We start from the raw sequence: 26,927 nt of genomic DNA, 5'->3' as shown, positions 1-26,927 counted from the left end.
CTTGTTTTAAATAACTTGTGCAAATGATAATGATTATCAATAAGCTTGTCGAGTTATTTGGAAATATTGGTGGGATTTCATTCGTTTTATCAGCCTTACCCTTTAACTTTGCTTTAGCCAGGATTGTCGGCGAGGAAGTCGAAGTTGGTGAAGTATTCTACTCCATCGAGTTCATAGCTAACAACGGCACTCCAAACCATATAATTACTACTGCATGAGCCGTATATTAACGTTCCCTTATGGTTATTTTCGTCTATTTGGGTAAGTTTTACCGGAATAATGCCCATAAACATATCTCTACCCTGAACTTTAACTTTTACATTACTCAGGGGCTGCGAAGTGGTGATAGAAAGCTGTAACGGCCGCTCACTGGGGGTTTGCCAAGGGCTGACTGTTAACTGGATATCTACATCGGCTACACTTTGAGCACATGGGCCAGACTTAAAATTACAAAGGCTTGGCTCCACAGCCTTAGAGGCCTGTGGCACTTGATTGCTAGGCTCGCAACCAAGCACGAAAGTCCCCAATACTATGCTATACACAAAGCTTAATACTGCTGATTTGTGAGTAACTTGCACGTTAATTAACCTTTCAATTAGAAGTGTTAACATTCTATTGAGTACTTTGATCTAGATCAACTTATCAAGAGGCTTAATTCCTATCTTTTTTGATATAGCTCAAGTATCATGGCTTTGCCTTGCGTTACATCATGAAATGTAAGGTTACACATTGACACAGAACCCTTGTTTCCGATAGGGGACATGATTTGTCGTCATAATAAACGGGTAGAGTTTTACTCTACACAATAATAAGTATAAGTAATAAGCAGTGGAAGCAATATGATGAACCATTCCCAGCCTCAAGGCGCTGATTACAACTACACCATCGTCCGTCAATTCGCTCTAACTACCGTGTTATGGGGAATTGTTGGGATGTCAGTAGGTGTACTAATTGCAGCGCAGTTAATCTGGCCGCAGCTAAACTTTGAAACTTCATGGTTAACGTATAGTCGTCTAAGACCACTACATACGAACGCCGTGATTTTCGCGTTTGGTACCTCAGCCCTTTTCGCCACATCCTATTATATCGTTCAACGCACCTGTCAAACTCGACTATTTGCGCCTAAGTTAGCCGCATTTACGTTCTGGGGTTGGCAAGCCATCATTCTATCAGCAGCGATCAGTTTACCGCTTGGTATTACCAGTGGTAAGGAATACGCAGAGCTAGAATGGCCAATTGATATCGCCATTACCGTCGTATGGGTTTCCTATGCAGTGGTATTTTTCGGCACTATCGTGAAACGAACAACGTCACATATCTATGTGGCTAACTGGTTCTTTGGCGCCTTTATCATCACGGTTGCCGTACTTCACATAGTTAACTCTATGGCAGTACCGTTAACTATGACCAAGTCGTACTCACTCTATAGTGGTGCAGTCGATGCGATGGTTCAGTGGTGGTATGGTCATAACGCCGTAGGCTTCCTGCTAACAGCAGGTTTCTTAGGTATGATGTACTACTTCGTTCCTAAGCAAGCTGGCCGTCCAGTATACTCGTACCGTCTATCTATTGTTCACTTCTGGGCATTAGTCGCTTTGTACATCTGGGCTGGTCCTCACCACCTACACTACACTGCACTTCCAGACTGGACTCAGTCATTGGGTATGGTGATGTCTCTAATCCTATTTGCTCCGTCTTGGGGTGGTATGATTAACGGTATCATGACCCTATCTGGTGCATGGCACAAACTGCGTACAGACCCAATTTTGCGTTTCCTCGTTGTTTCATTGTCTTTCTACGGTATGTCTACCTTCGAAGGTCCAATGATGGCAATCAAGACGGTTAACGCACTATCTCACTACACTGACTGGACTGTTGGACACGTTCACTCCGGTGCATTGGGCTGGGTTGCAATGGTTTCAATCGGTTCTCTTTACCACTTGATCCCAGTTCTATTCGGCCACGGCCGTATGTACAGCACAAACCTAATTAACGTTCACTTCTGGTTGGCAACAATCGGTACTGTTCTTTATATCGTTTCAATGTGGATCTCTGGTGTTATGCAGGGTCTAATGTGGCGCGCAGTTAACTCTGACGGTACATTGACTTACAGCTTCGTTGAAAGCTTAGAAGCTTCATACCCGTTCTACTTTGTGCGTTTCCTAGGTGGTGTATTCTTCCTTGCAGGTATGTTCATAATGGCATACAACGTATTGCGTACTGTTAAGGCCCCTAAAGATTCTTTGCCAGCAATTGCTGAAGCAAAAGCAGCTTAAGGAGTAGATACGATGAAATTTAATCATGAGATAGTTGAGAAAAACATCGGTCTATTAGGGATCTTCACTGTTATCGCAATCAGCTTTGGTAGCTTGGTTGAGATCACTCCCCTACTGTTCCAAGAAGACACCACTGAGCCACTAGAAGGTCAGATCCCTTATACGGCGCTTCAGATTGAAGGTCGTGACATCTATGTTCGTGAAGGCTGTTATGGCTGTCATAGTCAGATGATCCGTCCTTTACGCGCTGAAACTGAGCGTTATGGTCACTACTCTGTAGCTGGCGAGTCAGTTTGGGATCACCCATTCCAGTGGGGCTCTAAGCGTACAGGTCCTGATCTTGCCCGTGTTGGCGGTCGTTACAGTGACCAATGGCATGAGGTTCACTTAATCGATCCTCGCGCTGTGGTACCTCAGTCAAATATGCCTGCATACCCTTGGTTAGCAGATAACATCCTTACTGGTGATCTTACTGGTGAGAAGATGGAAATCCTGCAAAACTTTCACCCAACTCACAAGCTGTATACGCCTGAAGAGATTGCTGGGGCTAAAGAAGCTGTGAAAGGTAAAACTGAGCTGGATGCATTGGTTGCATATTTGCAATCACTGGGCCACGCGTTTAAATAAGGAGGCAAATTATGGATTACGGCACATTACGTGGAATTATTACTATCGTTGTAATGGTGACCTTCATCGGTATATTTGCCTGGGCATATAGCTCTAGTCGTAAGCAACAATTCGACGATGCAGCTAACCTAGTTTTCTCTGACGATGAGCAAAACTCGGTTTCGAAGGACTCAGGAGAACAAAAGTGATGAGTAACTTCTGGAGTATATGGATTATCGTACTCACGGTTGTGGTAATCATTGGTTGTATTGTTCTACTACGTGCTTGTTCTAAGAACGACACGGGCGTAGAAGAAGGCAAATCAATGGGTCACAGCTTCGATGGGATTGAAGAACTGAATAACCCACTACCAAAGTGGTGGAGTTATATGTTCTATATCACCATCATATTCAGCGTCATCTATCTTGCACTTTACCCAGGTCTTGGTAGCTTTAAAGGCTTTTTAGGCTGGACAAGCTCAAACCAAAGTGTACGCACTGTTGAAGAGTCTAACCAAGCAGTTGTTGACGCCCAAAATGAAGGTCGTTGGGTACAGTATGACCAAGAAGTAAAGCACGCAGACGAAAAGTTTGGCCCTATCTTCAAGGCATACGCTGACACGCCATTGGAAGAGTTAGTCAAGAATGAGGAAGCCCTAAAAGTAGGTGGACGTCTATTCTTGCAAAACTGTGCCATGTGTCATGGTAGTGATGCGCGCGGTAGTAAAGGCTTCCCTAACCTAACTGACAATGCTTGGTTATATGGTGGTGAGCTTGAAACGATTAAGACCTCTATTATGAACGGTCGTCACGGTATGATGCCGCCAAAAGGTGGTTTACCGATTGAAGACAGCGAACTTAAAGGTCTGACTGAATATATTGTTAAGCTATCTGGTCGCGATCACGATGAAACCCTTGCTGCACAAGGCCAAGGTTCATTCATGAAGGGCTGTTTCGCTTGTCATGGCATGGACGGCACGGGTAACAAGTTCATGGGTGCCCCTAACCTAACGGATAACGCTTGGGTTTATGGTGGTAGTCGCGGAGCTATCGAGCAGTCGATTAAGAACGGCCGAAGTGGTGTGATGCCACCTTGGAAAGATGTGTTAGGTGAAGAGAAAGTTCACGTAATCACAGCTTACGTTTACAGCTTGTCTAACAAGTAATCTCTTCCGTTAACACTGAGTGTAATATTAAGGCCTCGTCACCAACGAGGCCTTTTTTTTAAGTGCTAAATCACAGTTTTATAGGTAAAATAACTGTTCTTTTTTTTCCAAGTTTCTAACAACTATTCTAATAATTATAGGTGATAAAAATGTCTACTCCACAAGCCTGGTATAAGCAGTTCTGGCCTTGGTTTCTCATTGGATTACCGCTATGTGCAGTGCTCGCGAGTATCAATTTATTGATGATTGCAATAGATACCAAAGACTCGCTGGTCACTGAAGATTATTATAAAGAAGGTAAAGGCATCAATATTGACCTTCGCAAGATAAAGCAAGCTAAGCACCTCGGCATGAACTACCTGCTAGAATTCGATGACAAGTATGTCGAGATCTCACAGCAAGGCGGTGAAAAATACCTCGCAGCACTGAGCGTTAGCTTTTATCACCCAACTCTCGAAGAACGAGATTTTTCTCAAATTGTCACTGCAGATGCAAACGGTGTTTACCGTATCGATTTAACACAATCCATTGAAGGCCCATGGGAAGTGCGCATCGAAGGTTTTGATCAGAGCTGGCGTATTCAGCAGCGTGTAACCTTAGTTGATGATCAGCAGTATTGGTTAAACTGATCCCTAAGCCTCGTTACCATTGACGCTAAAAAGCTATCAGAAATACAAGAGTAAGAAACTTACCGTATGAGTCAACCAAGCTGTTTTCACTGTAACGAACCTGTACTGACAGGTTCGCAATTCATCACCCGTATCAACGATGTTGAGCAGCAGATGTGCTGCCCAGGTTGCCAGGCGGTCTCACAAGCGATTATCGATGCGGGACTGACTAACTATTATCGTTTTCGTACCGAGCCGGGTAGCAAACAGACCGCTTTAGTGCCCGAAGAGCTTTCTAACTTTAGCGCTTACGATCTACCTGAAGTGCAGCAGGACTTTATCCAAAATAGAGACTCCCTGAGTGAAGTTTCATTGACGGTAGACGGCATCACTTGCGCGGCCTGTGCTTGGTTGATTGAACATAAAATCAATAAGCTTCAAGGTGTCGCTAAGGTTCAAGTTAACTCGACTACTCAGCGAGCACTGATCTCTTGGGATGCAAGTCAGATAAAGTTAAGTGAAATTCTTAATCAAATCAGTCAAATTGGTTATCAAGCAGCGCCTTTTCAAGTCGATGAGCAAGAGATAAAGAGTAAGCGAGACGGGCGTAAGTTTTTACTGAGACTCGGGCTAGCGGGCTTTGCTACCATGCAGGTGATGATGTTTGCTCTCGCCCTCTATTCTGGCTACTTTACCGATCTCGACACCGAGTACCGTGATTACTTCCGCTGGGTCAGCATGCTATTTGCCGCGCCAGTGGTGTTTTATTCTGCTCAGCCCTTCTATTTTAGTGCAGTGCGCTCACTGCTCATGGGTAGAGTCAATATGGATGTGTCGGTAAGTATCGCTATTTGCGGTGCCTATATCGCCAGCTGCATCGAAACAATAAATGGTACTGGCGAGGTGTATTTCGAGTCGGTCTCCATGTTTACCTTTTTCCTGTTACTTGGCCGCTTCTTCGAGCAAAATGCGCGTCAAAAAGCCTCGGTTAGCTCCAGTAATCTGCATAAATTAGTACCGTTAACCGCTCAATTACAAACTGAAGATGGATTTGACGAAGTCCCTGCTAAACGTCTGGTCATTGGCGATATTATTTTAGTTAAACCTGGTGATGTCATCGCCGCTGACGGCGTTGTCGTTGAAGGTGAATCTGCCGTCAACGAAGCCATGTTAACTGGTGAGCAAATGCCATTACAAAAGGCCTTACAGTCTGAGGTTTTTGCCGGTACGATTAATATCGAGCAACCAATTTTAGTCAAGGTTACGGCCTTGGGCCAAGATCAGCTGGTTTCGGAGATCATTCGCTTACAAGAGATAGCCTCAAACAATAAGCCCAAGGTTGCACTCTACGCCGACAGGTTCTCAAACTACTTTACCGCCATCATTTTATTGATTGCGGCATTAACGTATCTGTTCTGGTATTTTTACTCTCCTGAAGATGCGTTTTGGGTGACATTGTCGGTATTAGTTGCAACTTGCCCTTGTGCCCTCGCCTTAGCAACGCCAACGGCGGTGACTTGTGGTACTGCAATTATGACCCGCCTCGGCATTATCACTAGGCGTTCAGGCATTTTTGAGAAACTGCCAAAAATACAACACGTCGTATTTGATAAAACCGGCACCCTCACCTTAGGGTCACTATCGATTAGTCATGTAGAACTGACGGATGATTGGTCAAAAGAGGATGTGCTTGCGCACATTGCTGCGCTCGAGTCTGGCTCATTACATCCGATAGCAAAAGCCTTTGCCCCCTATTTCAGTAGTGGACTCACGGTCAGCAATAGGCAGAGTGTTGTTGGCAATGGCCTATGCGGTGCTATCAATGGCCAAGAATATCGCGTGGGTAGTCAGCAGTTTGTTAATGGCACATCGATTGATGAAGCCACGACAACGGTTTGGTTCAGTCAAGGAGAGCGTTTACTGGCCAAAATTAGTCTCAATGATGAAGTTCGCCCTGAGACCACCCAAGCCGTTACCCAGCTTAAAGCGATGGGCTGTAAAATCAGTATTGCCAGTGGCGATAACTCCTCAGAAGTTGCGGCCTTAGGACAACGCCTCGGTATTGATGATGTGCATAAAGGACTTTCACCTAAAGATAAACTTGCATTGATTGATAAGTTTCAGCAACAAGGTCAAGTTGCCATGTTCGGTGATGGTATCAACGATGCGCCTGTTTTGGCTGGTGCGAATCTGTCAATCGCGATGGGCAGTGGTGCAGCCATTTCTAAAAATAGTGCTGATATTATCCTGTTAGGCGATAACCTCTCGCGTTTTGCTGACGCGGTTAAAGTTGCAAAATCCACCGGGCGGATCATCAAGCAGAATTTATTCTGGGCGCTGGGATATAACCTGTTTATAATTCCATTGGCCGTTACAGGTCACGTCGCTCCCTATATCGCTGCACTAGGCATGTCAGCGAGTTCACTCATTGTTGTCAGCAATAGCCTAAGACTTCTTAAGGTTCGTTTATGAGTATCATCTATGTCTTAATTCCAATCGCCATGTTGTTTGTCGTGGTCGCTGTGGCCGTGTTTTTTTGGGCGGTAAAGTCCGATCAATTTGATGATTTAGAAAAACAGAGCGTATCGATTCTTTTTGAAGATGATGATCAGAAAACTAATGCTATAAAACCAGAGACTGATAAAGAGGACAGCGAAAAACAAGAGAGCTTGAATCGTGAATGATTACAGCTTGATTGGTGCGCTATTGGTTGGCTTGATGGGGGCTGGGCACTGTATTGGCATGTGCGGCGGCCTCGTTGGTGCACTCTCAGCTAACTTACCAAAACAGCCTGCGACAAATGCCCTCATGTCCCAGCTCGGCTACCTATTGAGTTATAACAGTGGCCGCATTATCAGCTACAGCCTTGCTGGCGGCCTAATCGGCGGCAGTGCCAGTGCCCTTGGCTTACTGTTCGATGCCGACGCTTACCTTCTCGTTTTACGTATTTTTGCCGGTATCATGATGATCATAACTGGTCTCTATATCGCACAGTTATGGGCCGGTGTGGTGCAGATCGAACGTATAGGCAGATGGCTGTGGCAATACATAGCGCCTGTCGCCAATAAATTTATTCCTATTAAAAGCCGTTGTCATGCCTTCATAGCTGGTGCACTTTGGGGCTGGCTACCCTGTGGGTTGGTATACAGCATGCTCACTTGGTGCGTCGCTGCAGGAAACGCTTTTGACGGTGCCTTAATCATGTTTTGTTTCGGTTTAGGTACGTTACCTGCGCTGTTGAGTGCAGGGATTGCTGCGAGCACTTTCAGTCGCTGGGTGCAAAAAAAATCGGTGCGAATGATAAGCGGACTTGCCTTAGTGGCATTCGGAATACAAACCTTGTATGTGGCGATTAGCCAGCTTAGCTAGCTCCGAATATCAAATTAGTTTAACATAGTAGACGAACAGTCAAAATTGAGAGAGACGATGTCAGCTGATAACAATAAGAACCGCCGTCAAATGGCGTCAGGATGTGCGATTCATTGTCATGATTGCAGTATGGGTACCCTTTGTATTCCATTCACACTGAACTCCAACGAATTAGACCAGCTTGATGAAATCATCGAACGTAAAAAGCCGATACAAAAAGGCGAGCCGATTTTTAAATCTGGTGACCCACTCAAGTCCTTATTTGCAATCCGTTCAGGCACGATTAAAAGCTACACTATCACCGAACAAGGTGATGAGCAGATAACAGGCTTTCACCTAGCCGGCGATGTGATTGGTTTTGATGGCATTCATTCACAATTTCACCAAAGCTTTGCTCAAGCACTAGAAACCTCTATGGTATGTGAAATCCCCTTCACGACTCTGGATGAACTCACCGGAAAGATGCCAAAACTTAGACAACAGATCATGCGCTTAATGAGTAATGAAATTCAAAGCGACCAAGAGATGATTCTACTGCTTAGTAAAAAGAATGCTGAAGAAAGATTAGCCGCATTTATTAGCAACTTAGCTAAGCGTTTCGGTAGCCGAGGTTTTTCTCCAAGAGAGTTTAGATTAACCATGACTCGTGGTGATATCGGTAATTACCTAGGTTTGACCGTTGAGACTATCAGTCGTTTGCTGGGCCGTTTCCAAAAGTCAGAACTGATTGAAGTGAAAGGAAAGTACATTACCATATTGGATATAGACGCATTAAGTGAGCTATCCGGTAACAGTAATATTGCGCGATAGGAATTATTCGGCAATCAGCTTGATCTAAAACAATTTAAATTCATCGCAATCATGCAAGATGAAACTAGACGATATTTAGATGAGGAAACAGTAATGATGGACTATCAGAAACTCCTTGTGGTTATCGACCCAACAACGGATAAGCAAGCGGCTCTAGCGAGAGCCGTTGAACTCGCCTCAGACAACCATGCAGAAATCACGGTATTTTTGTCCATTTTTGATTTCTCCTATGAGATGACCTCGATACTATCGGGTCATGAAAGAGAAGCTATGCGAGAAGGTGTGGTCAATCAGCGTAAGGCATGGATTGACGACATCATTAAGCCCTATTGCAAAAATGGCATCAAGATCACGACAGAAGTTATCTGGCATAATCGACCATTCGAAAGCATCATTAAACATGCCATTGACGGTAACTACGATCTTATCGTCAAGGGCACACACGAACATGACAAGCTTAAGTCAGTGATCTTTACTCCAACCGATTGGCACTTAATGCGAAAAGCCCCTATTCCTGTACTTTTGGTAAAATCTGATGAGTGGCCTATTGCTGGTAAGATTGTTTGCGCTGTTAATGTGAGTGCCGAAGACGATGCTAACGAAACACTCAACGGTAAAATTATCTCCCATGCCAAAAAACTGGCAAAGCAATTTAATGCTCAGGTACATCTCGTCAACGGCTACCCAGGCACCCCAGTCAACTTGGCAATTGAACTGCCAGATTTCGATGCTCATACTTATAGCGAAACGATTAGGCTGCAACATGAGGAGCGGATCTGCTACCTTGCCAACGCATACGGGATCTCTCCTGACTTCTGTCATGTCAAAGAAGGCCTCCCCGAAGATGTCATCCCAGACCTTGCCGCGGAGCTAGACGCAGAGTTAGTAGTACTTGGAACCGTTGGTCGAACAGGTCTTTCAGCGGCGTTAATTGGTAATACTGCTGAACATGTTATCGACAGTATCAACTGCGACCTATTAGCAATTAAACCCGATGGCTATAAATCACCATTAGAAGAGCTATAACCGCTATCTAAGCTTTACCCCAAGCCATTTAGCTGGAATAATACGCGCCCTGAACATTTGTGTACTAGGCGCGTTTTTTTATGTCCGAAGAATTAACCCCAAAACAAGTTACCCGCATGTCTAAACTGCAGAAGCGTCTACGCGCTGAAGTTGGCCGCGCTATTGGTGACTACAACATGATTGAAGAAGGTGACCGCGTTATGTGTTGCCTATCGGGTGGCAAAGACAGCTATGCCATGCTTGATATCTTGTTGAACCTTCAGCAACGCGCACCTATTAAATTTGAAATCGTTGCGGTGAACCTAGATCAAAAGCAGCCGGGTTTCCCTGAAGATATTTTACCGGCCTACTTAGATACACTGGGCGTGGCGTACCATATCCTCGAAAAAGATACATACTCTATCGTTAAAGAGAAAATCCCAGAAGGCAAGACTACCTGTTCGCTATGCTCTCGCCTACGTCGAGGGACCTTATACGGCTTCGCACAGAAGATTGGTGCGACCAAAATTGCTCTGGGGCATCATAGAGACGACATCATAGAGACCATGTTCCTTAACATGTTCTTCGCCGGTAAGATGAAAGCCATGCCACCAAAGTTGTTGTCTGACGATGGAGCCAATATGGTGATCCGCCCGCTGGCCTATTGTCGTGAGAAAGATATTGCTGAATATGCGGGGCTTAAAAACTTCCCAATTATTCCTTGTAACCTTTGTGGCTCACAAGAAAACCTAAAGCGTGCAGCAGTCAAAGATATGCTCGTGCAGTGGGATAAGCAGCACCCAGGCCGTATCGAGACAATCTTTACCGCGATGCAGAACACTGCACCTTCTCAAGGTGTCGATAGAGAACAGTTTGACTTTTTATCGCTTAAGCGTGACCCCGATGCGCCGCTTAGAGGCGATGTTGCAGAATCCGATCTTCCTGCATTCGATTTTGTGGACGTGGCGAATAATGGTCATATTAATCTGGATAAGGCGGCTCGAATCGATGTCGTCAGCACATATACACCAGAATAAATTGAAAAACTATCACTAGACGTAAAAAGCCCTGATTAACAGGGCTTTTTTGTGTTATCACTTAGCTATTGCACTCGCTATTAATCGCTACTTTACCGTCCAAGGACTGATGACATTTGGCTTAATACTCGAGGTGAGTGTTTCTAGCTTATCGATCTGCTCGCTGCTTAAACGATAGGTACCCGATACCGGGATCACCTTGCCATCGATTGTAAGAGTCGCATCTTGAGAAAACTCGAGGTTTAGCCCTGCGATATCTGCTGCAAAGTAACGCATTGGAAAACCTTGCATACGGCTAAGCAGTGCATTCATCTCCTGCTCTACCTGCTTTAGCTCGGCTTTGTCGTAATGAGTCTTGGTGTTCTTAGCTCTGACTTGCATTGCAATCGCACATGTTTGCGCACTACCTTCAACATTTAAGTTAATCAGCGCCCGGTCTGACTTAAGCTGGCTGTCAAAGGGTAAAAATAACCGTTGGTCTTTAGTTATCGTCAGCGGGAATGTATCGTTTTCGGTCGTAATGGTACCGTCTTTGACCTTGCAACCATTAGCCTTAGATACAGAGAATGCCAGCTCGACCAACTGGTAACTTCCTTTATTCACCTGCTTGAGGCGCTGATAGAAGCTTTGATACTCGAGTGAAATAGGCTGAGCCTGACTCACAGAAGAGATCCCTAATAAAATGCAGCTAAGCAGCAGTTGTTTTTTCATTATTATCCACTAAAAATCGTTGGTTTTGGCGTAACATTTCAAGCAGCTCATCGATGTAAGCTTCTTGACGTTCTGAATAATTGATCAAGCCATATACAAGGTCTTGTGCTTGAGGTGTCTTATTTTGGGCTCGCAAATCGGCACGAATCGATCTCAGCAATGAGTATGCTGCGTTCGAATTTAGGTTGCGCATGTATGAAGCCACCGAATCTTCGACAGTTTTAAATAACGCGACCTCGTGAGACAAACCTTCGGTTCTTGATTGAGGCACTAAGCCACAGCCTTTTCTAAAACACCACTGGCCGAAAAAATTAAGCCCCTCTTTAGCGAAGCGAGAGCTACCCCAACCTGTTTCGTTAGCAGCTTGTATTAATACCATCTGCTCAGGGATGATATCGACTCGTTCTAATAGGGTGTCTATATTATTAAGTGTTAGACTTCTTAAAGTATATTGATATTTTTCTGAGATCTGCTGCAATCTAAACTCGTCGGCTTCGGTCAACTCTTTGCCATTGATGAGCTGTTTCTTTATCTCAATAAGAAAGTCTCTTTCCCCCTGAATAATGGCATTCTGGTGTTTGATCGACGGTCTTAAAAAATCAAAAAATGCGCGCTTCTTTTCGCTAACATCCTTAATGGCTGCGAAATCAGGCACAACATTGGCGATCTCTTCATTTATGACGGCTTTGCCTAATGGTTGGGCTTGCTCTTCACTACTAGGAATAAATACTAATCTCACGACCAGTAGTAATCCAAGAACCAAACCTAAGGCGATGGTAAACAACCCTACTTTACCTGTTTTCACTCATTTTCCTTTATTGAATTCTTGCTTAATTTGGTTTTGCGTATTATATGCTAGCTTTAGCTGAGAATACATCGCGAAAAATTTTGATTATCTAGGTATAATATCAACTTCTTTATATATCTGTGCTGGGTATTCAGGAAGGAGACCCCTCAATGAAACAAAATGGCCTTAATCAATATAGCCATGTGGTAGCCATAGGTGGCGGACATGGACTCGGTCGGGTGCTTTCAGCACTTTCTTTTTTAGGTCCTAAGCTGACGGGCATTGTCACAACTACCGACAACGGTGGCTCCACAGGTCGTTTAAGAGCGGAAAAAGAGTGCATCGCTTGGGGCGATTTACGAAACTGCTTGACCCAATTAGCGAAACGCCCATCTGTTGGCTCATTAATGTTTGAATACCGTTTCGGTGGTGACTGTGAACTTACTGGCCACAACCTTGGTAATTTGATGTTAATGGCACTGGATGAGCTCTGTGTTCGCCCTCTTGACGCCGTTAACTTGGTGCGCAATTTTCTTAATATCGATACTCGCCTTATCCCTATGTCCGAAGAGCCAACACACTTAGTCGCGTTGCAAGCCAGTGGTGAAAGTGTGTTTGGTGAAACGGATGTCGATAGGATGCAAGATACGCCAATCGCGTTATCACTCGACCCTCAAGTGCAGGCGACGTGTGAAGCATGTGAAGCGATCCGTGACGCCGATCTTATCATCTTAGGCCCTGGAAGCTTTTTAACTAGCATCATGCCTCCTCTGCTGCTACCTAAGATAGCTAATGCACTAGCGCAATCAAAAGCCGAGGTGATCCTTATCGATAACCTCACAAAAGAACCTTCACCGATTGCCAATTGCGGTGTTAACAACAAGGTCGACTGGTGTCATCAGGTATTGGGATTAAAAATTATCGACAAGGTGCTATGTCACGCTGACACTGTTTACCAAGAAGATAATATCAGTTATTACCCTCTACGCAGCGCTCACCATATTGGTTTACACGATAAACGTTCTCTAGCTGATGCGCTGTCACTGATGGTTACTCAGGAATTAAGCGTAATGTAAAAATCTCAATCACTATTTGAGAATTAACACAATGTGGCTTTTAGTTAGCTATATTTTCTATCAAAAGCCACATTAGTTATCTTTAACATGCCATAACACAGGCCTCTGCTTGTAATCATCAATGCCACAAATAGTTTAAATAGTGGTATTTCGCCCTCAACAACTTGACCTCAGAAGCGCCTCTAACCAGACTCATAACTACTTAGCGCTTTTTATCAATGGTTATTTGCCTCTATGAAAACTTCTATCCTTGCTCTCTTTAAAGAGAATCGACTCGTCACCGCGTCGGTTTCAGCACTTGGCGCAACACTTTGTATATGGACTCTTGCTGCAATCGATACAGGGATGGACTCACCTTATGTTTTAATCGCTCCATTTGGGGCAACTATGGTACTAATATTTGGTGTACACCGAAGCCCATTAGCACAACCAAAAAATGTCATATTTGGGCATCTAATTACCGCCACCGTTGGGCTCATTTTCATTAACTACCTGCCGGTAACCTCATTAACACTTGGACTAGCTGTAGGGTTTGGACTATTTTTCATGTTACTTTTTGATGTCACTCATCCACCTGCCGGGGGAAACCCGCTGCTTATTATGCTTGGTGCCCACACTAGTTGGACCTTCTTACTTCATCCCATCTTAATCGGCACCTTAGCAATTGTGGCATTAGCGGTGCTCTACCATAGATTAATTCCTGGGCATATATATCCCTATTCAGAAAAGAAGGAGTAATACCAATCAGTATAAGCAGTTAAAGGTATCCATTGTTGCGATGAACAAGGTTGCAATATAACAAGCGGTGCAATAATTAACTCTATGCTCATGTAACAAGCTTTTTGACATAAAAAATGCGCGTAGTATTTTACTAACGCGCATTTAAGTTTAAACAAGACTGAACTTATACATCAGCGATGTTGCTCAGGTCGTCGCAGATTAAACAACCTTAGCAATTGCCTCACAGATAACGGGTATATTGCTTTTAGTCATACCCGCTACGCTAATACGACCAGAGCCAACAATATAGACAGCAAACTCATCTCTTAGACGATTTACCTGCTCTTTGCTTAAGCCTGAGAAACTGAACATGCCGTTCTGACGAGAGATGAACTCAAAGTCTTGCTCAACCCCTGCAGCTTTTAGTGACTTAACAAACAGTATGCGCATTTCGGCGATACGCTCACGCATCTCTCTTAACTCGTCATGCCAAAGCTGCTTCAGCGTCTCATCCTCTAAGATAGTGCTTACAATTAGTGCGCCATGTGCTGGCGGATTTGAATATGATGCACGAATAGTACTCTTGATCTGGCTGAATGCATTGACCGCTTCTTCGCTATTAGATGCAACAACCGTGACAGCACCGATACGCTCGTTATAAAGGCCAAAGTTCTTCGAGAATGAGTTAGCAACGATAAGCTCTGGAACCGTACTTGCAACGATACGTAACCCTTGGGCATCTTCCTCTACGCCAGCACCAAAACCTTGATAGGCAAAGTCAAATAGCGGGACTAATTGCTTCTCTAAACAAAGCTGTGCAACTCGTTGCCATTGTGCGTTATCTAAATCGATACCTGTTGGGTTATGACAGCAGCCGTGTAGTAATACAAGATCACCAGCTTCTGCTGTTTGTAGATCGCTAAGCATTGCATCGAAGTCTAAACCATGAGTTTCAGCTTTGTAATAACGGTACTCTGCAATCTCTAATCCTGCAGTGCTGAAAATATTATGATGATTCGCCCATGTTGGGTTGCTGATCCAAATTTTCTTTGAGTTGGTGTGACGAACTAGGAATTCTGCCGCAATTCTTAGTGAACCAGTTCCGCCTGGTGCCTGAGCAGTCAATGCACGCTGTTCAGTGACTACTGTATGCTCACGACCAAACAGCAATGTTTGTACAACGCGGTTGTAAGCTTGAACGCCTTCCATGCCTAGGTAGCTCTTGCTGCTTTCAGTAGCTAATAACTTCTCTTCTGCAAATTTTACAGACTTGAGAATAGGTGTCTGGCCTGATTCATCTTTATATATGCCTACGCCCAAGTTCACTTTGTTATCGCGAACATCAGCTTTAAATGCATCTGTTAAGCCTAAAATCGGATCTGCTGCGGCCAGTTCAACCTGGGAAAATATCATTATGGCTTTCCTAAATATTAGAAGTGTAGGGTTTTCGCCTGTATTTATAACATTGAAGCTATTTATGAGAAAGAGAGATTTACGACTATTAGCAAATTTTGAGTGATAGCGTTATTTTTATCAGTTTAGTGCTGATATATATAAATATTCATCAATAACATCGACGAATATTAATAATCATATAATCAATAAAATTCGTGATTATTTATCTTTGTTAAAATAAAAAAGCCTTCACCGAAGTGAAGGCTTTCTATGAGCGAACAATCGATTAACCGATTTTTTCTAGACCGCCCATATAGCTACGCAGTGCTTCTGGAACCGTGATAGAACCGTCGGCATTCTGGTAGTTTTCAATTACAGCAACCAAGGTACGCCCCACAGCTAAACCAGAACCGTTTAAGGTATGCAGAAGGCTTGGCTTCTTATCAGCCTTACCCTTGTAACGTGCTTGCATACGGCGCGCTTGGAAGTCTTGCATGTTACTGCAAGATGAGATCTCACGATAAGTATTTTGAGCAGGTAACCAAACTTCGATATCGTAGGTTTTAGCCGAGCCAAAGCCCATATCACCTGTACATAGCACAACTGTACGGTATGGTAGACCTAACTTCTGTAGTACAACCTCAGCATGACCAGTCAGCTCTTCTAAAGCCTGCATTGAATCTTCAGGCTTAACGAGCTGAACCATTTCAACTTTATCGAACTGATGCTGGCGGATCAAACCACGTGTATCGCGGCCATACGAGCCAGCTTCACTTCTGAAACACGGTGTATGCGCGGTTAGTTTAATTGGTAGCTCGTCTTCTTCAACGATAGTGTCACGAACTAGGTTAGTTAGTGGCACTTCTGCTGTTGGAATAAGGCTTAGACCCTGACCTTCTTCTGTAGCTGGCTTAGTATGGAATAGATCTTCACCAAACTTAGGTAGCTGGCCTGTGCCTAACAAACTATCTTCGTTAACCAATAATGGGACGTAGGCTTCGGTATAACCGTGCTCGGTAGTGTGCAGATCTAACATGAACTGAGCTAGAGCGCGGTGCATGCGAGCGATCTGCCCTTTCATCACGATAAAACGAGAACCGGTGATCTTAACGGCATTTTTAAAGTCTAAACCATTAACATTTTCGCCAAGCTCAACATGGTCTTTTACATCGAAATCGAACTCTTTTGGTGTTCCCCAACGACGTACTTCAACGTTTTCAGATTCATCGGCACCGGTTGGTACAGACTCATCAGGCAAGTTAGGTACGCTCATTGCGATAGCATTCAGTTCCTCTAACAACGCAGAAAGCTCAGCCTTCTTAGCATCAAGGTCTGCGCCTAACGAACCCACTTGAGCCATGATAGGTGCAACATCTTCGCCTTTCGCTTTGGCTTGACCAATTGACTTAGAGATAGCATTGCGTGATGCCTGTAGCTCTTCGGTCGCAACTTGTAGCGACTTACGACTTTCTTCAAGCTTGCTTAGACGCTCAACATCTAAAATAAATCCACGAGTCGCTAGGCGCTCGGCGGTCACTTCTAATTCACTGCGTAAAAATTTTTGATCTAACATATTTTATTATCTTACTAGTTAAAAACGAGAAAACACCAATTGCTGTCCTAGATAAACGACGAAAATACAAACGCCGACGTTAACAACAACATTCAATACGGCTTTTACCAACTCCCCCTCTTGCATCAACAGCAGAGTTTCATTGGAAAAAGTAGAAAACGTGGTTAGGGCCCCTAACATGCCAACCCCAATAAACGCCTTAATCTCAGGGCTAAGTTCGCTTACTTGACCGAGTGCAAAAATAACACCCATTAGAAACGAACCTAAAATATTGACGACCAGTGTACCAAAAGGAAATCCACTACCAAATACCTGAAGCATCAATAATGAGATAAGATAACGAAAAACCGCACCAATTGAGCCACCTAAGGCCACAAATAGAACATTATTCATATCTTTTCACCATACTTAGTTCATCCAACTGCCTCAGCTGAGTCAGCTTATCTTTAATTCGTTTTTCAAATCCACGCTCTGTTGGATAATAAAACTGCTGTTCGACTAAGGATTGTGGCATATACTTTTCACCACTAGCATAAGCATTGGGTTCATCGTGTGCGTAACGGTAGCCTTCACCATTACCTATCTCTTGCATCAATTTTGTTGGCGCATTACATAGGTGCTTTGGAACTGGCTCGTTCCCTGTTTCTCTAGCAAGCTGCCTGGCTCTCGCAAATGCAGTATAAACTGCATTGCTTTTAGGGGCGCTAGCAAGATACAACACAGCTTGTGCTATTGCTCGCTCACCTTCCGATGGGCCCACTCGGTGAAAACACTCCCAAGCATTAACGGCGACAGTCATTGCCATAGGGTCCGCATTACCAATATCTTCTGATGCGATAGCTAACAATCGACGAGCAACGTAGAGAGGATCGCATCCCCCTTCGAGCATTCGACAATACCAATAAAGGGCCGCATCGGGCGCAGAGCCACGAATTGACTTATGAACCGCCGAAATAAGATCGTAATACTGATCGCCGTTCTTATCGAAACCAGCAAGTTGCTGGCCCGCAACTTGAACGATCATCTCCTCAGTAAAGGCATCACCATCTTTAAGCATGTCACTCATCAGCTCAATTAGGTTTAACGCCTTACGGGCATCTCCATCACAGGTTTGCGCTAGCTTTAACGAAACCTCTGCAGGCATAACAAGCTTACGTTTGCCTAAGCCACGCTCCTCATCTTCCAGTGCTTGCTGTACGATCAGCTCTATCTCTTGCGGCTCTAACGGTTTAATCACGTAAACCCGAGCTCTAGATAGTAAAGCGTTATTTATCTCAAAAGAGGGATTTTCTGTGGTTGCGCCAATAAAAATAACGGTTCCGTCTTCAATAAACGGAAGAAAAGCATCTTGCTGGCTCTTATTAAAACGGTGCACCTCATCGACAAATAACAGGGTGCGCTGTCCACGGGATTGCGCCACATTTTTTGCGTGTTCAATTGCACTGCGGATCTCTTTTACACCCGAAGTCACTGCCGAAATACGCTCAACATGTGCATTTGCATAACGCGCAACTAACTCAGCTAATGTGGTTTTGCCTGTACCTGGCGGCCCCCAAAACATCATAGAGTGTGCACGACCGGCCTCAAGTGCTTGGCGCAGAGGTTGCCCTTCTCCAAGCAGATGGGATTGACCAATATACTGCTCTATTGCTTCCGGCCTCATTCTTGCGGCTAAAGGACGAAAGTCTGGAGCAAAATCAAAACTGAAACTAGACACAAACTTCTCTTAATTAGGCGAATTTAAACGCTGATCATCAATATCGACATCATCGGGGACAATAAACTTAAATAGTTGCTTATCATTTTCAGCTATCGAACTCTGATTGGTCAGCGTGAAGTCACTGATATTACCCTGCTGATCTTTTAAAACCATCTTAGTCAGTTTATGCTGATTAAAGCAAACTTCCACTTCTGATACGCCACTGTCTTTATCTTTAGGGCTAATTTCAAAACACTCACCATCATTAACAACATTATATTGCGCCCAAGTCGCATCGTCTGAGTGTACTAATAATGCGATGGGAGAGGCATTAATCGCCTGATTGATATCCATAACAGAGACCTCCTCTGCAAATGGGTTATAGATCCAGACATCCGTACCATCGGCAACAATTAATGACTCATCAGGGGCGGTCAAATGCCAATAAAACTGATTCGGGTGAGACAGTGCAAACACGCCCTCACCTGTTTGAATGACTTTATCGTTAATGTCAGTCACAGTTTGATTAAAGTTAGCTTTTAGGGTGTTGATATCGGTTAGCTTTATTTTTAGCTCTTTGGATGCATCTGCAAATGCTGGGAAATGGGTAAACAAAGGCAAGCTAAGTGCCACGATTGTGAATATCTTTTTCATTTTTCTCTCCAAGGAAAAGCCTCGGCTGAGGCTTAACACAGAATCTCTTTAGTGTTCTTTTATTGATGTTAGACGTAATCTTTTGGCGGTGGCGGCGCTAACACTTCTCGATTACCGTTATGTCCTTGGGCACTGACGACGCCTTGAAGTTCCATCTGCTCAATAATACGTGCAGCACGGTTATAACCGATTTTGAACTTACGTTGCACGCTCGAAATTGAGCCCCGACGAGTTTGCGTCACAAAGGCCACCGCTTCATCGTACAATGCATCCATCTCTTCTTCACTATCACTGGCCTCGCCTGGCAGCAGAACCTGCTCTCCTTCGGCAGAGCCCTGTAAAATCTCATCGATATATTGAGGCTTACCACGGGCATGCCAATCGGCAACCACTTTATGCACTTCATGATCGTCAATAAAGGCGCCGTGAACGCGCACTGGGACGCTAGTACCTGGAGGCAGATAAAGCATGTCACCCATACCGAGTAAGGTTTCAGCTCCTTGTTGATCTAAAATGGTTCTAGAGTCTATTCGTGACGACACTTGGAACGCCATACGGGTTGGAATGTTTGCTTTAATCAAGCCTGTTATCACATCCACCGAGGGTCTTTGCGTTGCTAAGATTAAGTGAATACCCGCGGCTCGCGCCTTTTGCGCAATACGGGCGATCAGCTCTTCCACTTTTTTACCTACAATCATCATCATGTCGGCAAACTCATCAACTACAACAACAATAGAAGGTAATTTATCTAACTCCGGCGCTTCAGGATCCATACTGTCTGATGCTTTCCAAAGTGGATCATAGATGGGGGCTCCGGATTCTTTAGCTTCTTTGATTTTAGCGTTGTAACCCTTTAGGTTTCTCACCCCTAACGCTGACATCAGCTTATAACGGCGCTCCATCTCACCGACACACCATCGCAGTGCGTTAGCGGCTTCCTTCATATCGGTTACCACTTCACAAAGAAGATGCGGGATCCCTTCATACACTGACAACTCAAGCATTTTAGGGTCGATCATGATGAAACGAACATCATCTGGACCTGATTTATACAGCAAGCTGGTAATCATCACGTTAACACCAACAGACTTACCTGAACCTGTGGTACCGGCCACCAGAAGATGCGGCATCTTACCTAAATCAACAATAACAGGCTTACCGCCAATATCAGCTCCAAGCACCATGCTAAGGTGTGATGGGTTATCTCTGAAGTCTTCACAATCGAGTACATCGCGCATAAACACAGTTTCGCGGAACTTGTTTGGTAGCTCTAAACCGACATAAGCCTTACCAGGGATCACCTCAACGACTCGCACGTTTTCAGCTAAAAGAGAGCGAGCCAAATCTTTCGATAAATTAGTGATCTTAGATGCCTTTACACCCGGCGCCAGTTCAAGTTCAAAACGAGTGACGACAGGGCCTGGGTATACACCCACAACATTGGCCGTAATATTAAAGTCGGCCAACTTTACTTCGACCAATTTACCAATCTGTTCAAGCTCTTCTTGACTAATTGGATTAGCTTTACGATTTGGTACGTCTAACAAAGAGATACAAGGTAACGGTGCCATTGGTGCACGTGCTTGCTCAGTTTCTTGGCCAGGCAAAACCACGATTCCGTCGACGACTTTAGCCTTTTCCGCTTCTTTGCGCTTAATCGTATTATCTAAGCCAACTGATGCAGTCTTATCAAAATCGATAGATTCAACTTCATCAGTCACATCATTCACCCAAGGCGCTTCAAAATTCGGCTCTGCTACAATGGAGTCCGCAACTTGAGTCATATCCAATGACGGTTCGATTATCTTAGGTTCAACCCTAGACGTGGCTAGTTCAACTTTAGCTTGCACCTTATTATCTGCCGAGCTTTGGTGTAAAGGCTCTTCTTCATAAATGCCATCATCGTAATCCGTTTCTAAATCTTGGTCTTGGTCTTGGTCTTGGTCTTGGTCTTCAACCTTATTTCGGCGCTCTTTAAAGCGCTCAACCACAGACAAGAAACCGCGAGTGTCTTCTGTATCGCCCAATTCAGGCTTAAATCGGTTGGGTAAATCTCTTAGTGCCTTCAATAACCATATGGTTGCAAAACCCGTTAAATCGATAACAGTTAACCAGCTGATCCCTGTAAGCAGAGTGAAACCAGCGCAGACAAAACAGAGTAACAACAATGTTGTCCCGAGCTTATTAAAGTAAGGCAACATAGCTTGGCCAATCACATCACCTGCCACACCGCCAGCCGAAAAACCGTAAATCCCATTGGCATTCATACTCGACAGTGCCGCGAGACTAAGGACGATAAGCAGAAAGCCTATCAAGCGCAAACCGACTGAAAAGTAGTCTATTTCGAGTAATTTATGGGTACGTTTAAAGAGTAACCACCCAGTTAGAGCGATTATGATAGGAATTATATAGGCGCAATACCCGAAGAAATAAAATAAGACGTCGGCCAACCATGCACCAACGGCACCAGTTAAGTTGTTAATTTCCCCACCAAAATTGGCCTGACTCCAGCCTGGGTCGGAGGAATGAAAACTACTTAAAGCGATTAAAACGTATGTTGCTAGCATGCAACAGATAATGAGACTACCTTCTAGTAGTCGTTGTACGCCTGAAAGCGTTTTGACACTATTTCCCTTAGACAATGGAAACCTACACTAAAAAAACGTTAATTAGCTACAAGATACCAGAAATTAAGAGTTTATGCAGCGTTTGCAACTTTTGCACACCCCTGCATAATTATGCACTTTACGAATTTGCATCATTTTGTATCATTTTGTATTTTGTATAAAAAAAGGAGCCACTTAGGCTCCTTTTCGACTAAAACACAGGACTAAAGATCGGACACAGTGTTGATAGCGACACGATTTGTTTGTTTAACCTCTTCCATTACTACATAAGTACGAGTATCTGAAACAGCAGGAAGTTTGAGGAGCGTTTCACCCAACAAGCGACGATAAGCAGACATATCTGACACTCGCGTCTTCAATAGGTAGTCGAAATCACCAGAGACTAAATGACATTCTTGAATATCATCGAGCAATTGAACAGCTTTATTAAATTTATCAAATACTTCTGCTGTATCTCGGTTTAATGTGATTTCAACGAAAACAAGTAGCGATGCGCCCAAATAATGAGGGTTTACAAGTGCCGTGTAGCCCTTGATGTAGCCTTGTTTTTCCAGCCTTTTTACCCTTTCAAGGCAAGGCGTTGGACTCAGTCCCACACGCTTTGATAGCTCTACGTTTGAAATTCGGCCATCAATCTGTAGTTCGTTAAGAATATTTCTATCTATACGATCTAAGTCTTTTATAGGACTCTTTTTATTATTAACCATATTTATAACCCTGGTTGGCAACGACAACGATATTATTTGCTAGTTTTACACAATCTTCAGCAGCATAAACTGCAGAATGAATACTATACTAGATTTCCCTGAAACATTCACGTTCAGGCAAGACAAAATAACAATTACACCCATACAAAATGGGTTTTTATGCGAATTTGAGGCTCGAAGATGATTATAGGCGTTCCAAAAGAAATCAAAAACCACGAATATCGTGTTGGCATGGTTCCATCGAGTGTACGTGAATTGACCCTACGTGGTCATGAGGTTTTTATTGAGACAAATGCTGGCTCAGGCATTGGTTTTTCTAATCAAGATTATATCGACGTTGGTGCCAAAATACTCGAAACAGCTGCAGAAGTCTTTGCGCAATCTGAAATGATTGTAAAAGTGAAAGAACCTCAAGCCGTTGAACGTGCGATGTTACGTGAAGACCAACTGCTATTTACCTACCTTCATCTTGCTCCAGACCTCCCTCAAACAGAAGACCTAGTAAAAAGCGGCTCGGTCTGTATCGCCTACGAAACTGTAACCGATGACCGTGGAACCCTCCCACTACTCGCACCTATGTCTGAAGTTGCAGGCCGTATGTCAATTCAAGCAGGTGCTATGGCCCTTGAAAAGTCTATGGGCGGGCGCGGTATGCTACTGGGTGGCGTTCCAGGCGTAGAACCCGCTAAAGTGGTTATTATCGGTGGCGGTATGGTCGGGACAAATGCTGCCCAGATGGCTGTAGGCCTTGGCGCTGACGTTGTAATTTTAGATCGAAGCATCGATGCACTACGCCGTTTGAATGCTCAGTTCGATAATAAGGTCAAAGCCATTTACTCAACTGCTGACGCAATTGAGAAGCATGTACTAGAAGCAGATCTTGTGATCGGTGGTGTATTAGTCCCAGGTGCCGCTGCACCTAAGCTTGTTACCAAAGATCATATCAAACGCATGAAGCCCGGCTCTGCAATTGTCGATGTTGCTATCGATCAGGGTGGCTGTATTGAAACATCTCATGCGACGACTCACCAAGATCCAACCTATATCGTCGACGATGTTGTACATTATTGTGTTGCTAACATGCCAGGTGCCGTAGCGCGTACCTCTACATTTGCACTTAACAATGCAACCTTGCCATACATCATCAAGCTTGCAGAACTGGGCTATCGTGAAGCCTTACTTCAAGATAAGCATCTACTTAATGGCTTGAATGTAATGCACGGTAAGATTACATGCGAAGAAGTGGCCGAAGCACTTAATTTTGAATTTGTTGATCCAATGATTTTGCTTAAATAAATTCTGCCATATCAAAAAGGGAACCAAGGGTTCCCTTTTTTTGTGCTTATTCATTTTTGTGAAAAACCCAATCAAGATTAAGCAAGAGCAGAAATGCTGTAACCTTTACCTCTTACTGTATTAATTAAGCTCTTAGGTAACTCGTTAGCCGCTAACTTTCGCCTTGTATTACTGATATGCATATCGAGATTACGATCAAACTGCCCCAGTTCCTTATGCAATATACGCCGCTGCAACTCCTGCTTCGTCACAACCTCACCTTTTCGTTCAAACAAATATTTAAATAGGCTAAACTCAGTCTGAGTTAAGGCCACCGATATTTTAGAAATCGAGACGATAAATTGATTATCATCAAAAGTAATTTTATCAGCCAAGCCTAAATCGACACCAGTTTTACAGCTCGTCTTACCGACTCTTCGAATTAATGCTTGAATTCGAACTAATAGCTCACGCTGATTAAATGGTTGTGCTATAAAATCGTCTGCACCAAGCTCGTAAGCCCTTATCCTATCTTCCTCGGCATCAGATGGTGAGATCACAATTATCGGCGTATTTATCTCAAGTAAAGAAAAACGCTCTAGTGCACTGGTATCACTCATATCTAGCGTTAATAATATTAGCTCTGCCGATACAAACGTTTTGTTTAATAGTACCTGTTCGGCACAATCTTCCACTGCAACATGATAGCCTTCATCAACAAGCGCCTGTTGTAGTGCTCCTCTAATGGTAGAATCCGCATCCACCAGTAAAATCTGTTTCATTACCCACCACGTAATACGAATAGTTCCCATTTAGATTACAGCAAAGAAGTCTATTTTGCTAGTGCTTGTATTAACTTGCACATTTTTAAGACTCCAAATAAAAAAGCCAGTTACTTTGTCGTAACTGGCTTTTAGATAACAGTGCGTTTTACTTACTTAACATCAACTCTCTAATATATTTAACTGGAGCACTGCCATAACTTAAAAACTCTTCATGGAAGGCTCTCAGATTGAAATTATCGCCCTTTAACGCCTTATACTCTTCTCTAAAATCATAGATCTCACGATAACCTGAATAGTAGCTAGTCAGCTGCACTTGACTCAATGTTGCTCGGCGCCACTTACCCTCAGCCTCGGCTTGTTGCTGAAAAGCTTCATTCATCATCAAATCTAACGCTTGCGACTCGGTCATACCGTTAACTTGAATACTGTAATCAAGAATCGTGTTGCAGATCACCCGAAGATTCCATTTATAGTACATCAGCCACATCTCGGGTTCGAAATTACCATAGCCCTCTTCAAGCATCATCCGTTCGGTGTATACAGCCCAGCCTTCTACCATAGCGCCATTACCAAATAAACTCTTAATCAAGCTTGGTGACTCATTTGAATAAACAAGTTGTGTGTAATGACCAGGAATCGCTTCATGGATATTGAGTACCTGCAAGATCCAGTGGTTATATTCCCTAAGGTAGCTCTCAGCAGACTCTTCACTCATACCATCTAGAGGTGTGACATTGTAATAAGTATTGCCTGATTTTTCATATGGTCCCGGTGCACTAATAGAAGCACCAGCATAACCTCGCATATAAGCAGGCGTCTCACGCACAACTAAAGGCTTATTCGGATCCAGAGTAACGAGGTTTTTCTCATTAACAAAAGTGACAAGCTCTGGGATCTGTGCCCGCACCTCATCTACAAAGTCTTCACGCTTAACATGCTTAGCCGACAACTTATCGATTAACTGTTTAATTGCAACTTTATCGTCTTTTGGTTTTGGTGTGTCGAAGTATTTGTCCCAAATTTTGGCGGTTATCTTTGCCATTTCGGCTTGAACCCGATTTTTGTCTGCTACCGCTTTCTCATAAAGCGCCTTACCTGACATACCAGCTTGAATGTCGTAGGCAAACTTTTGCTCATAAAGATCTGCCCCAATGCGGAAACTTTTTGCCCCCTGCGTCGCAAGCTTGGACTCTAAGGCTTTTAACCAGGCGATATGCTCGTTGATAGCAATAGTCACCTTATTGAAGCGAGTAGCAAACAGCGCCTTCTCTTCATTGGTTAAATCCGATTTTATCGCTTGATCGAGTAAGTCCTTTGAGAAAACCGAAAATGCGCCCTGATTCTGCATGATGGCAAGCTGAGTATGCTCAAGAGTTGGATTCTTAATGTTATCCCGTGCAGCGGCATAATAGGCGGGTACATTTTCCATTCTAGCCGTTACAGAACGCAGACGCTCACTCAATGGAGCGAAGTCTTCATTAATGATCTGTGCAAAACCGCCAGACACATTATAACGGGATGGATCCCACTGCCACGATTTAAAGGTCTCGATGTCCCACTTCATTTCAGCCAGCAAATTTTCGATAAGACGATAATCGGTAAGCAACGCAGGTGTCATCAACTGAGTGTCAAACTTCGTTAACAGTGCCTGTTGAGCTTCAACAAAAGCTAAACTCGCTTGGCGAGTCTCTGCATTAGGCACTTTTAATATGCCGTCATATTTATGAAAGCCACTGTACAACGCCCAAGTTGGTGATTCCAACCACAAGGCATCGATGAAGTTAGTACTAAATTGGGAAAATGCCACATTCTGATCGGTGATCTCTGCGGCAACGGGTTCAACTGTTTGCTGACTTTGGCAGGCCGTTAAGCTCGCCAAAGAAAGTGCTATTGCCAATGGCAGCATGGCTCTTTTCATGATTTCGTCCCTTAATTTGTTAGTTCATGGTCTATGCCACTTTTTTTTAACGCCTCAGTAAATCATGTTCTGCTCTTTTTTTCAGTAACTAGACAAAATATAACAAGTTTTGTTACACAAAGAG

General features: G+C 43.8%; 26 protein-coding genes. 14 read left to right on the top strand and 12 right to left on the bottom strand.

Annotation, left to right across the window (positions count from 1 at the left end; genetic code table 11):
* Nucleotides 1-113: 113 nt before the first annotated feature.
* Nucleotides 114-578 (bottom strand): hypothetical protein, encoded by a 465-nt coding sequence (locus tag JMA39_RS12360; RefSeq protein WP_244999884.1) that lies wholly within the window; start codon nucleotides 576-578, stop codon nucleotides 114-116.
* A gap of 261 nt (nucleotides 579-839) precedes the next feature.
* On the opposite strand from JMA39_RS12360, the gene ccoN reads away from it, so the two are divergent.
* From ccoN to ttcA, 11 genes are all read left to right on the top strand, one after another.
* Nucleotides 840-2,276 (top strand): cytochrome-c oxidase, cbb3-type subunit I, encoded by a 1,437-nt coding sequence (gene ccoN / locus JMA39_RS12355; RefSeq protein ID WP_202722166.1) that lies wholly within the window; start codon nucleotides 840-842, stop codon nucleotides 2,274-2,276.
* A gap of 12 nt (nucleotides 2,277-2,288) precedes the next feature.
* A complete protein-coding gene (gene ccoO, locus JMA39_RS12350; RefSeq protein WP_202722165.1) occupies nucleotides 2,289-2,903 on the top strand; it encodes a cytochrome-c oxidase, cbb3-type subunit II in 615 nt (204 codons plus the stop codon).
* Between the two features lie 11 nt (nucleotides 2,904-2,914).
* The gene (locus JMA39_RS12345; protein WP_202722164.1) at nucleotides 2,915-3,091 is read left to right on the top strand and encodes a cbb3-type cytochrome oxidase subunit 3; all 177 of its coding nucleotides are present in this window, start codon (nucleotides 2,915-2,917) and stop codon (nucleotides 3,089-3,091) included.
* A complete protein-coding gene (ccoP, locus tag JMA39_RS12340; protein ID WP_202722163.1) occupies nucleotides 3,091-4,047 on the top strand; it encodes a cytochrome-c oxidase, cbb3-type subunit III in 957 nt (318 codons plus the stop codon). The genes JMA39_RS12345 and ccoP overlap by 1 nt, the downstream gene beginning before the upstream one ends.
* A 149-nt stretch (nucleotides 4,048-4,196) precedes the next feature.
* Nucleotides 4,197-4,676 carry a FixH family protein gene (locus JMA39_RS12335; protein WP_202722162.1) on the top strand — a complete coding sequence of 160 codons (480 nt, stop codon included), beginning with the start codon at nucleotides 4,197-4,199 and terminating at the stop codon, nucleotides 4,674-4,676.
* Nucleotides 4,677-4,742: 66 nt separating this feature from the next.
* Complete coding sequence (locus JMA39_RS12330; protein ID WP_202722161.1) at nucleotides 4,743-7,127, top strand: heavy metal translocating P-type ATPase; 2,385 nt, start codon at nucleotides 4,743-4,745, stop codon at nucleotides 7,125-7,127.
* On the top strand, nucleotides 7,124-7,339 hold the full coding sequence (ccoS, locus tag JMA39_RS12325; RefSeq protein ID WP_202722160.1) for a cbb3-type cytochrome oxidase assembly protein CcoS: 216 nt from the start codon (nucleotides 7,124-7,126) through the stop codon (nucleotides 7,337-7,339). Before JMA39_RS12330 ends, ccoS begins: the two co-directional genes overlap by 4 nt.
* Entirely contained in the window at nucleotides 7,332-8,024 is a 693-nt protein-coding gene (locus tag JMA39_RS12320; protein WP_202722159.1) for a sulfite exporter TauE/SafE family protein, read from the top strand. Before ccoS ends, JMA39_RS12320 begins: the two co-directional genes overlap by 8 nt.
* 57 nt (nucleotides 8,025-8,081) lie before the next feature.
* Complete coding sequence (etrA, locus tag JMA39_RS12315) at nucleotides 8,082-8,834, top strand: electron transport transcriptional regulator EtrA (RefSeq protein ID WP_202722158.1); 753 nt, start codon at nucleotides 8,082-8,084, stop codon at nucleotides 8,832-8,834.
* 93 nt (nucleotides 8,835-8,927) lie between these two features.
* Entirely contained in the window at nucleotides 8,928-9,860 is a 933-nt protein-coding gene (gene uspE, locus JMA39_RS12310; RefSeq protein ID WP_202722157.1) for a universal stress protein UspE, read from the top strand.
* A gap of 80 nt (nucleotides 9,861-9,940) precedes the next feature.
* Entirely contained in the window at nucleotides 9,941-10,876 is a 936-nt protein-coding gene (ttcA, locus tag JMA39_RS12305; RefSeq protein WP_202722156.1) for a tRNA 2-thiocytidine(32) synthetase TtcA, read from the top strand.
* 87 nt (nucleotides 10,877-10,963) lie between these two features.
* On the opposite strand, the gene JMA39_RS12300 is transcribed toward ttcA, so the two are convergent.
* Together JMA39_RS12300 and JMA39_RS12295 are read right to left on the bottom strand one after the other, a co-directional pair.
* Entirely contained in the window at nucleotides 10,964-11,587 is a 624-nt protein-coding gene (locus JMA39_RS12300; protein WP_202722155.1) for a DUF2987 domain-containing protein, read from the bottom strand.
* Nucleotides 11,565-12,392 (bottom strand): glucosaminidase domain-containing protein, encoded by an 828-nt coding sequence (locus JMA39_RS12295; RefSeq protein ID WP_202722154.1) that lies wholly within the window; start codon nucleotides 12,390-12,392, stop codon nucleotides 11,565-11,567. The genes JMA39_RS12300 and JMA39_RS12295 overlap by 23 nt, the downstream gene beginning before the upstream one ends.
* Nucleotides 12,393-12,544: 152 nt before the next feature.
* On the opposite strand from JMA39_RS12295, the gene yvcK reads away from it, so the two are divergent.
* Both yvcK and JMA39_RS12285 read left to right on the top strand, forming a co-directional pair.
* Nucleotides 12,545-13,450, top strand: a complete 906-nt coding sequence (gene yvcK / locus JMA39_RS12290) for a uridine diphosphate-N-acetylglucosamine-binding protein YvcK (protein WP_202722153.1) — start codon at nucleotides 12,545-12,547, stop codon at nucleotides 13,448-13,450.
* A 234-nt stretch (nucleotides 13,451-13,684) separates the two neighbouring features.
* Nucleotides 13,685-14,188 carry an HPP family protein gene (locus JMA39_RS12285; protein ID WP_202722152.1) on the top strand — a complete coding sequence of 168 codons (504 nt, stop codon included), beginning with the start codon at nucleotides 13,685-13,687 and terminating at the stop codon, nucleotides 14,186-14,188.
* 201 nt (nucleotides 14,189-14,389) lie between these two features.
* On the opposite strand, the gene JMA39_RS12280 is transcribed toward JMA39_RS12285, so the two are convergent.
* The 7 genes from JMA39_RS12280 to lrp form a co-directional block, all read right to left on the bottom strand.
* A complete protein-coding gene (locus JMA39_RS12280; protein WP_202722151.1) occupies nucleotides 14,390-15,583 on the bottom strand; it encodes an amino acid aminotransferase in 1,194 nt (397 codons plus the stop codon).
* Nucleotides 15,584-15,851: 268 nt separating this feature from the next.
* Complete coding sequence (gene serS, locus JMA39_RS12275) at nucleotides 15,852-17,138, bottom strand: serine--tRNA ligase (RefSeq protein WP_202722150.1); 1,287 nt, start codon at nucleotides 17,136-17,138, stop codon at nucleotides 15,852-15,854.
* Nucleotides 17,139-17,156: 18 nt separating this feature from the next.
* Nucleotides 17,157-17,531: a fluoride efflux transporter CrcB gene (gene crcB, locus JMA39_RS12270; RefSeq protein ID WP_202722149.1), complete on the bottom strand. Its 375-nt coding sequence runs from the start codon at nucleotides 17,529-17,531 to the stop codon at nucleotides 17,157-17,159.
* Nucleotides 17,524-18,855 carry a replication-associated recombination protein A gene (locus JMA39_RS12265; protein WP_202722148.1) on the bottom strand — a complete coding sequence of 444 codons (1,332 nt, stop codon included), beginning with the start codon at nucleotides 18,853-18,855 and terminating at the stop codon, nucleotides 17,524-17,526. Before JMA39_RS12265 ends, crcB begins: the two co-directional genes overlap by 8 nt.
* Before the next feature lie 9 nt (nucleotides 18,856-18,864).
* Complete coding sequence (gene lolA / locus JMA39_RS12260) at nucleotides 18,865-19,491, bottom strand: outer membrane lipoprotein chaperone LolA (protein WP_202722147.1); 627 nt, start codon at nucleotides 19,489-19,491, stop codon at nucleotides 18,865-18,867.
* Between the two features lie 68 nt (nucleotides 19,492-19,559).
* A complete protein-coding gene (locus JMA39_RS21420; protein ID WP_202722146.1) occupies nucleotides 19,560-22,133 on the bottom strand; it encodes a DNA translocase FtsK in 2,574 nt (857 codons plus the stop codon).
* A 188-nt stretch (nucleotides 22,134-22,321) separates the two neighbouring features.
* Entirely contained in the window at nucleotides 22,322-22,825 is a 504-nt protein-coding gene (lrp, locus tag JMA39_RS12250; protein ID WP_202722145.1) for a leucine-responsive transcriptional regulator Lrp, read from the bottom strand.
* 180 nt (nucleotides 22,826-23,005) lie between these two features.
* On the opposite strand from lrp, the gene ald reads away from it, so the two are divergent.
* On the top strand, nucleotides 23,006-24,121 hold the full coding sequence (gene ald / locus JMA39_RS12245) for an alanine dehydrogenase (RefSeq protein ID WP_202722144.1): 1,116 nt from the start codon (nucleotides 23,006-23,008) through the stop codon (nucleotides 24,119-24,121).
* A 77-nt stretch (nucleotides 24,122-24,198) separates the two neighbouring features.
* On the opposite strand, the gene JMA39_RS12240 is transcribed toward ald, so the two are convergent.
* Together JMA39_RS12240 and JMA39_RS12235 are read right to left on the bottom strand one after the other, a co-directional pair.
* Complete coding sequence (locus JMA39_RS12240) at nucleotides 24,199-24,882, bottom strand: response regulator transcription factor (RefSeq protein WP_202722143.1); 684 nt, start codon at nucleotides 24,880-24,882, stop codon at nucleotides 24,199-24,201.
* A 148-nt stretch (nucleotides 24,883-25,030) separates the two neighbouring features.
* A complete protein-coding gene (locus JMA39_RS12235) occupies nucleotides 25,031-26,803 on the bottom strand; it encodes a DUF885 domain-containing protein (RefSeq protein ID WP_202722142.1) in 1,773 nt (590 codons plus the stop codon).
* Nucleotides 26,804-26,927: the final 124 nt, after the last annotated feature.

Source organism: Shewanella schlegeliana, assembly GCF_016765635.1.
Taxonomy (GTDB): domain Bacteria; phylum Pseudomonadota; class Gammaproteobacteria; order Enterobacterales; family Shewanellaceae; genus Shewanella; species Shewanella schlegeliana.
Note: the sequence above shows the minus strand (reverse complement) of the source record. Positions and strands in the feature narration are given on the sequence as shown.

Coding starts and splice junctions, on each gene's coding strand:
- etrA (WP_202722158.1), top strand. CDS start 8,082: ATGTCAGCTGATAACAATAAGAACCGCCGTCAAATGGCGTCAGGATGT.
- JMA39_RS12335 (WP_202722162.1), top strand. CDS start 4,197: ATGTCTACTCCACAAGCCTGGTATAAGCAGTTCTGGCCTTGGTTTCTC.
- ccoN (WP_202722166.1), top strand. CDS start 840: ATGATGAACCATTCCCAGCCTCAAGGCGCTGATTACAACTACACCATC.
- JMA39_RS12280 (WP_202722151.1), bottom strand. CDS start 15,583: ATGATATTTTCCCAGGTTGAACTGGCCGCAGCAGATCCGATTTTAGGC.
- JMA39_RS12330 (WP_202722161.1), top strand. CDS start 4,743: ATGAGTCAACCAAGCTGTTTTCACTGTAACGAACCTGTACTGACAGGT.
- ccoP (WP_202722163.1), top strand. CDS start 3,091: ATGAGTAACTTCTGGAGTATATGGATTATCGTACTCACGGTTGTGGTA.
- JMA39_RS12345 (WP_202722164.1), top strand. CDS start 2,915: ATGGATTACGGCACATTACGTGGAATTATTACTATCGTTGTAATGGTG.
- JMA39_RS12300 (WP_202722155.1), bottom strand. CDS start 11,587: ATGAAAAAACAACTGCTGCTTAGCTGCATTTTATTAGGGATCTCTTCT.
- lrp (WP_202722145.1), bottom strand. CDS start 22,825: ATGGTTAATAATAAAAAGAGTCCTATAAAAGACTTAGATCGTATAGAT.
- ccoO (WP_202722165.1), top strand. CDS start 2,289: ATGAAATTTAATCATGAGATAGTTGAGAAAAACATCGGTCTATTAGGG.
- uspE (WP_202722157.1), top strand. CDS start 8,928: ATGATGGACTATCAGAAACTCCTTGTGGTTATCGACCCAACAACGGAT.
- ald (WP_202722144.1), top strand. CDS start 23,006: ATGATTATAGGCGTTCCAAAAGAAATCAAAAACCACGAATATCGTGTT.
- yvcK (WP_202722153.1), top strand. CDS start 12,545: ATGAAACAAAATGGCCTTAATCAATATAGCCATGTGGTAGCCATAGGT.
- ttcA (WP_202722156.1), top strand. CDS start 9,941: ATGTCCGAAGAATTAACCCCAAAACAAGTTACCCGCATGTCTAAACTG.
- ccoS (WP_202722160.1), top strand. CDS start 7,124: ATGAGTATCATCTATGTCTTAATTCCAATCGCCATGTTGTTTGTCGTG.
- crcB (WP_202722149.1), bottom strand. CDS start 17,531: ATGAATAATGTTCTATTTGTGGCCTTAGGTGGCTCAATTGGTGCGGTT.
- serS (WP_202722150.1), bottom strand. CDS start 17,138: ATGTTAGATCAAAAATTTTTACGCAGTGAATTAGAAGTGACCGCCGAG.
- JMA39_RS12285 (WP_202722152.1), top strand. CDS start 13,685: ATGAAAACTTCTATCCTTGCTCTCTTTAAAGAGAATCGACTCGTCACC.
- JMA39_RS12235 (WP_202722142.1), bottom strand. CDS start 26,803: ATGAAAAGAGCCATGCTGCCATTGGCAATAGCACTTTCTTTGGCGAGC.
- JMA39_RS12240 (WP_202722143.1), bottom strand. CDS start 24,882: ATGAAACAGATTTTACTGGTGGATGCGGATTCTACCATTAGAGGAGCA.
- lolA (WP_202722147.1), bottom strand. CDS start 19,491: ATGAAAAAGATATTCACAATCGTGGCACTTAGCTTGCCTTTGTTTACC.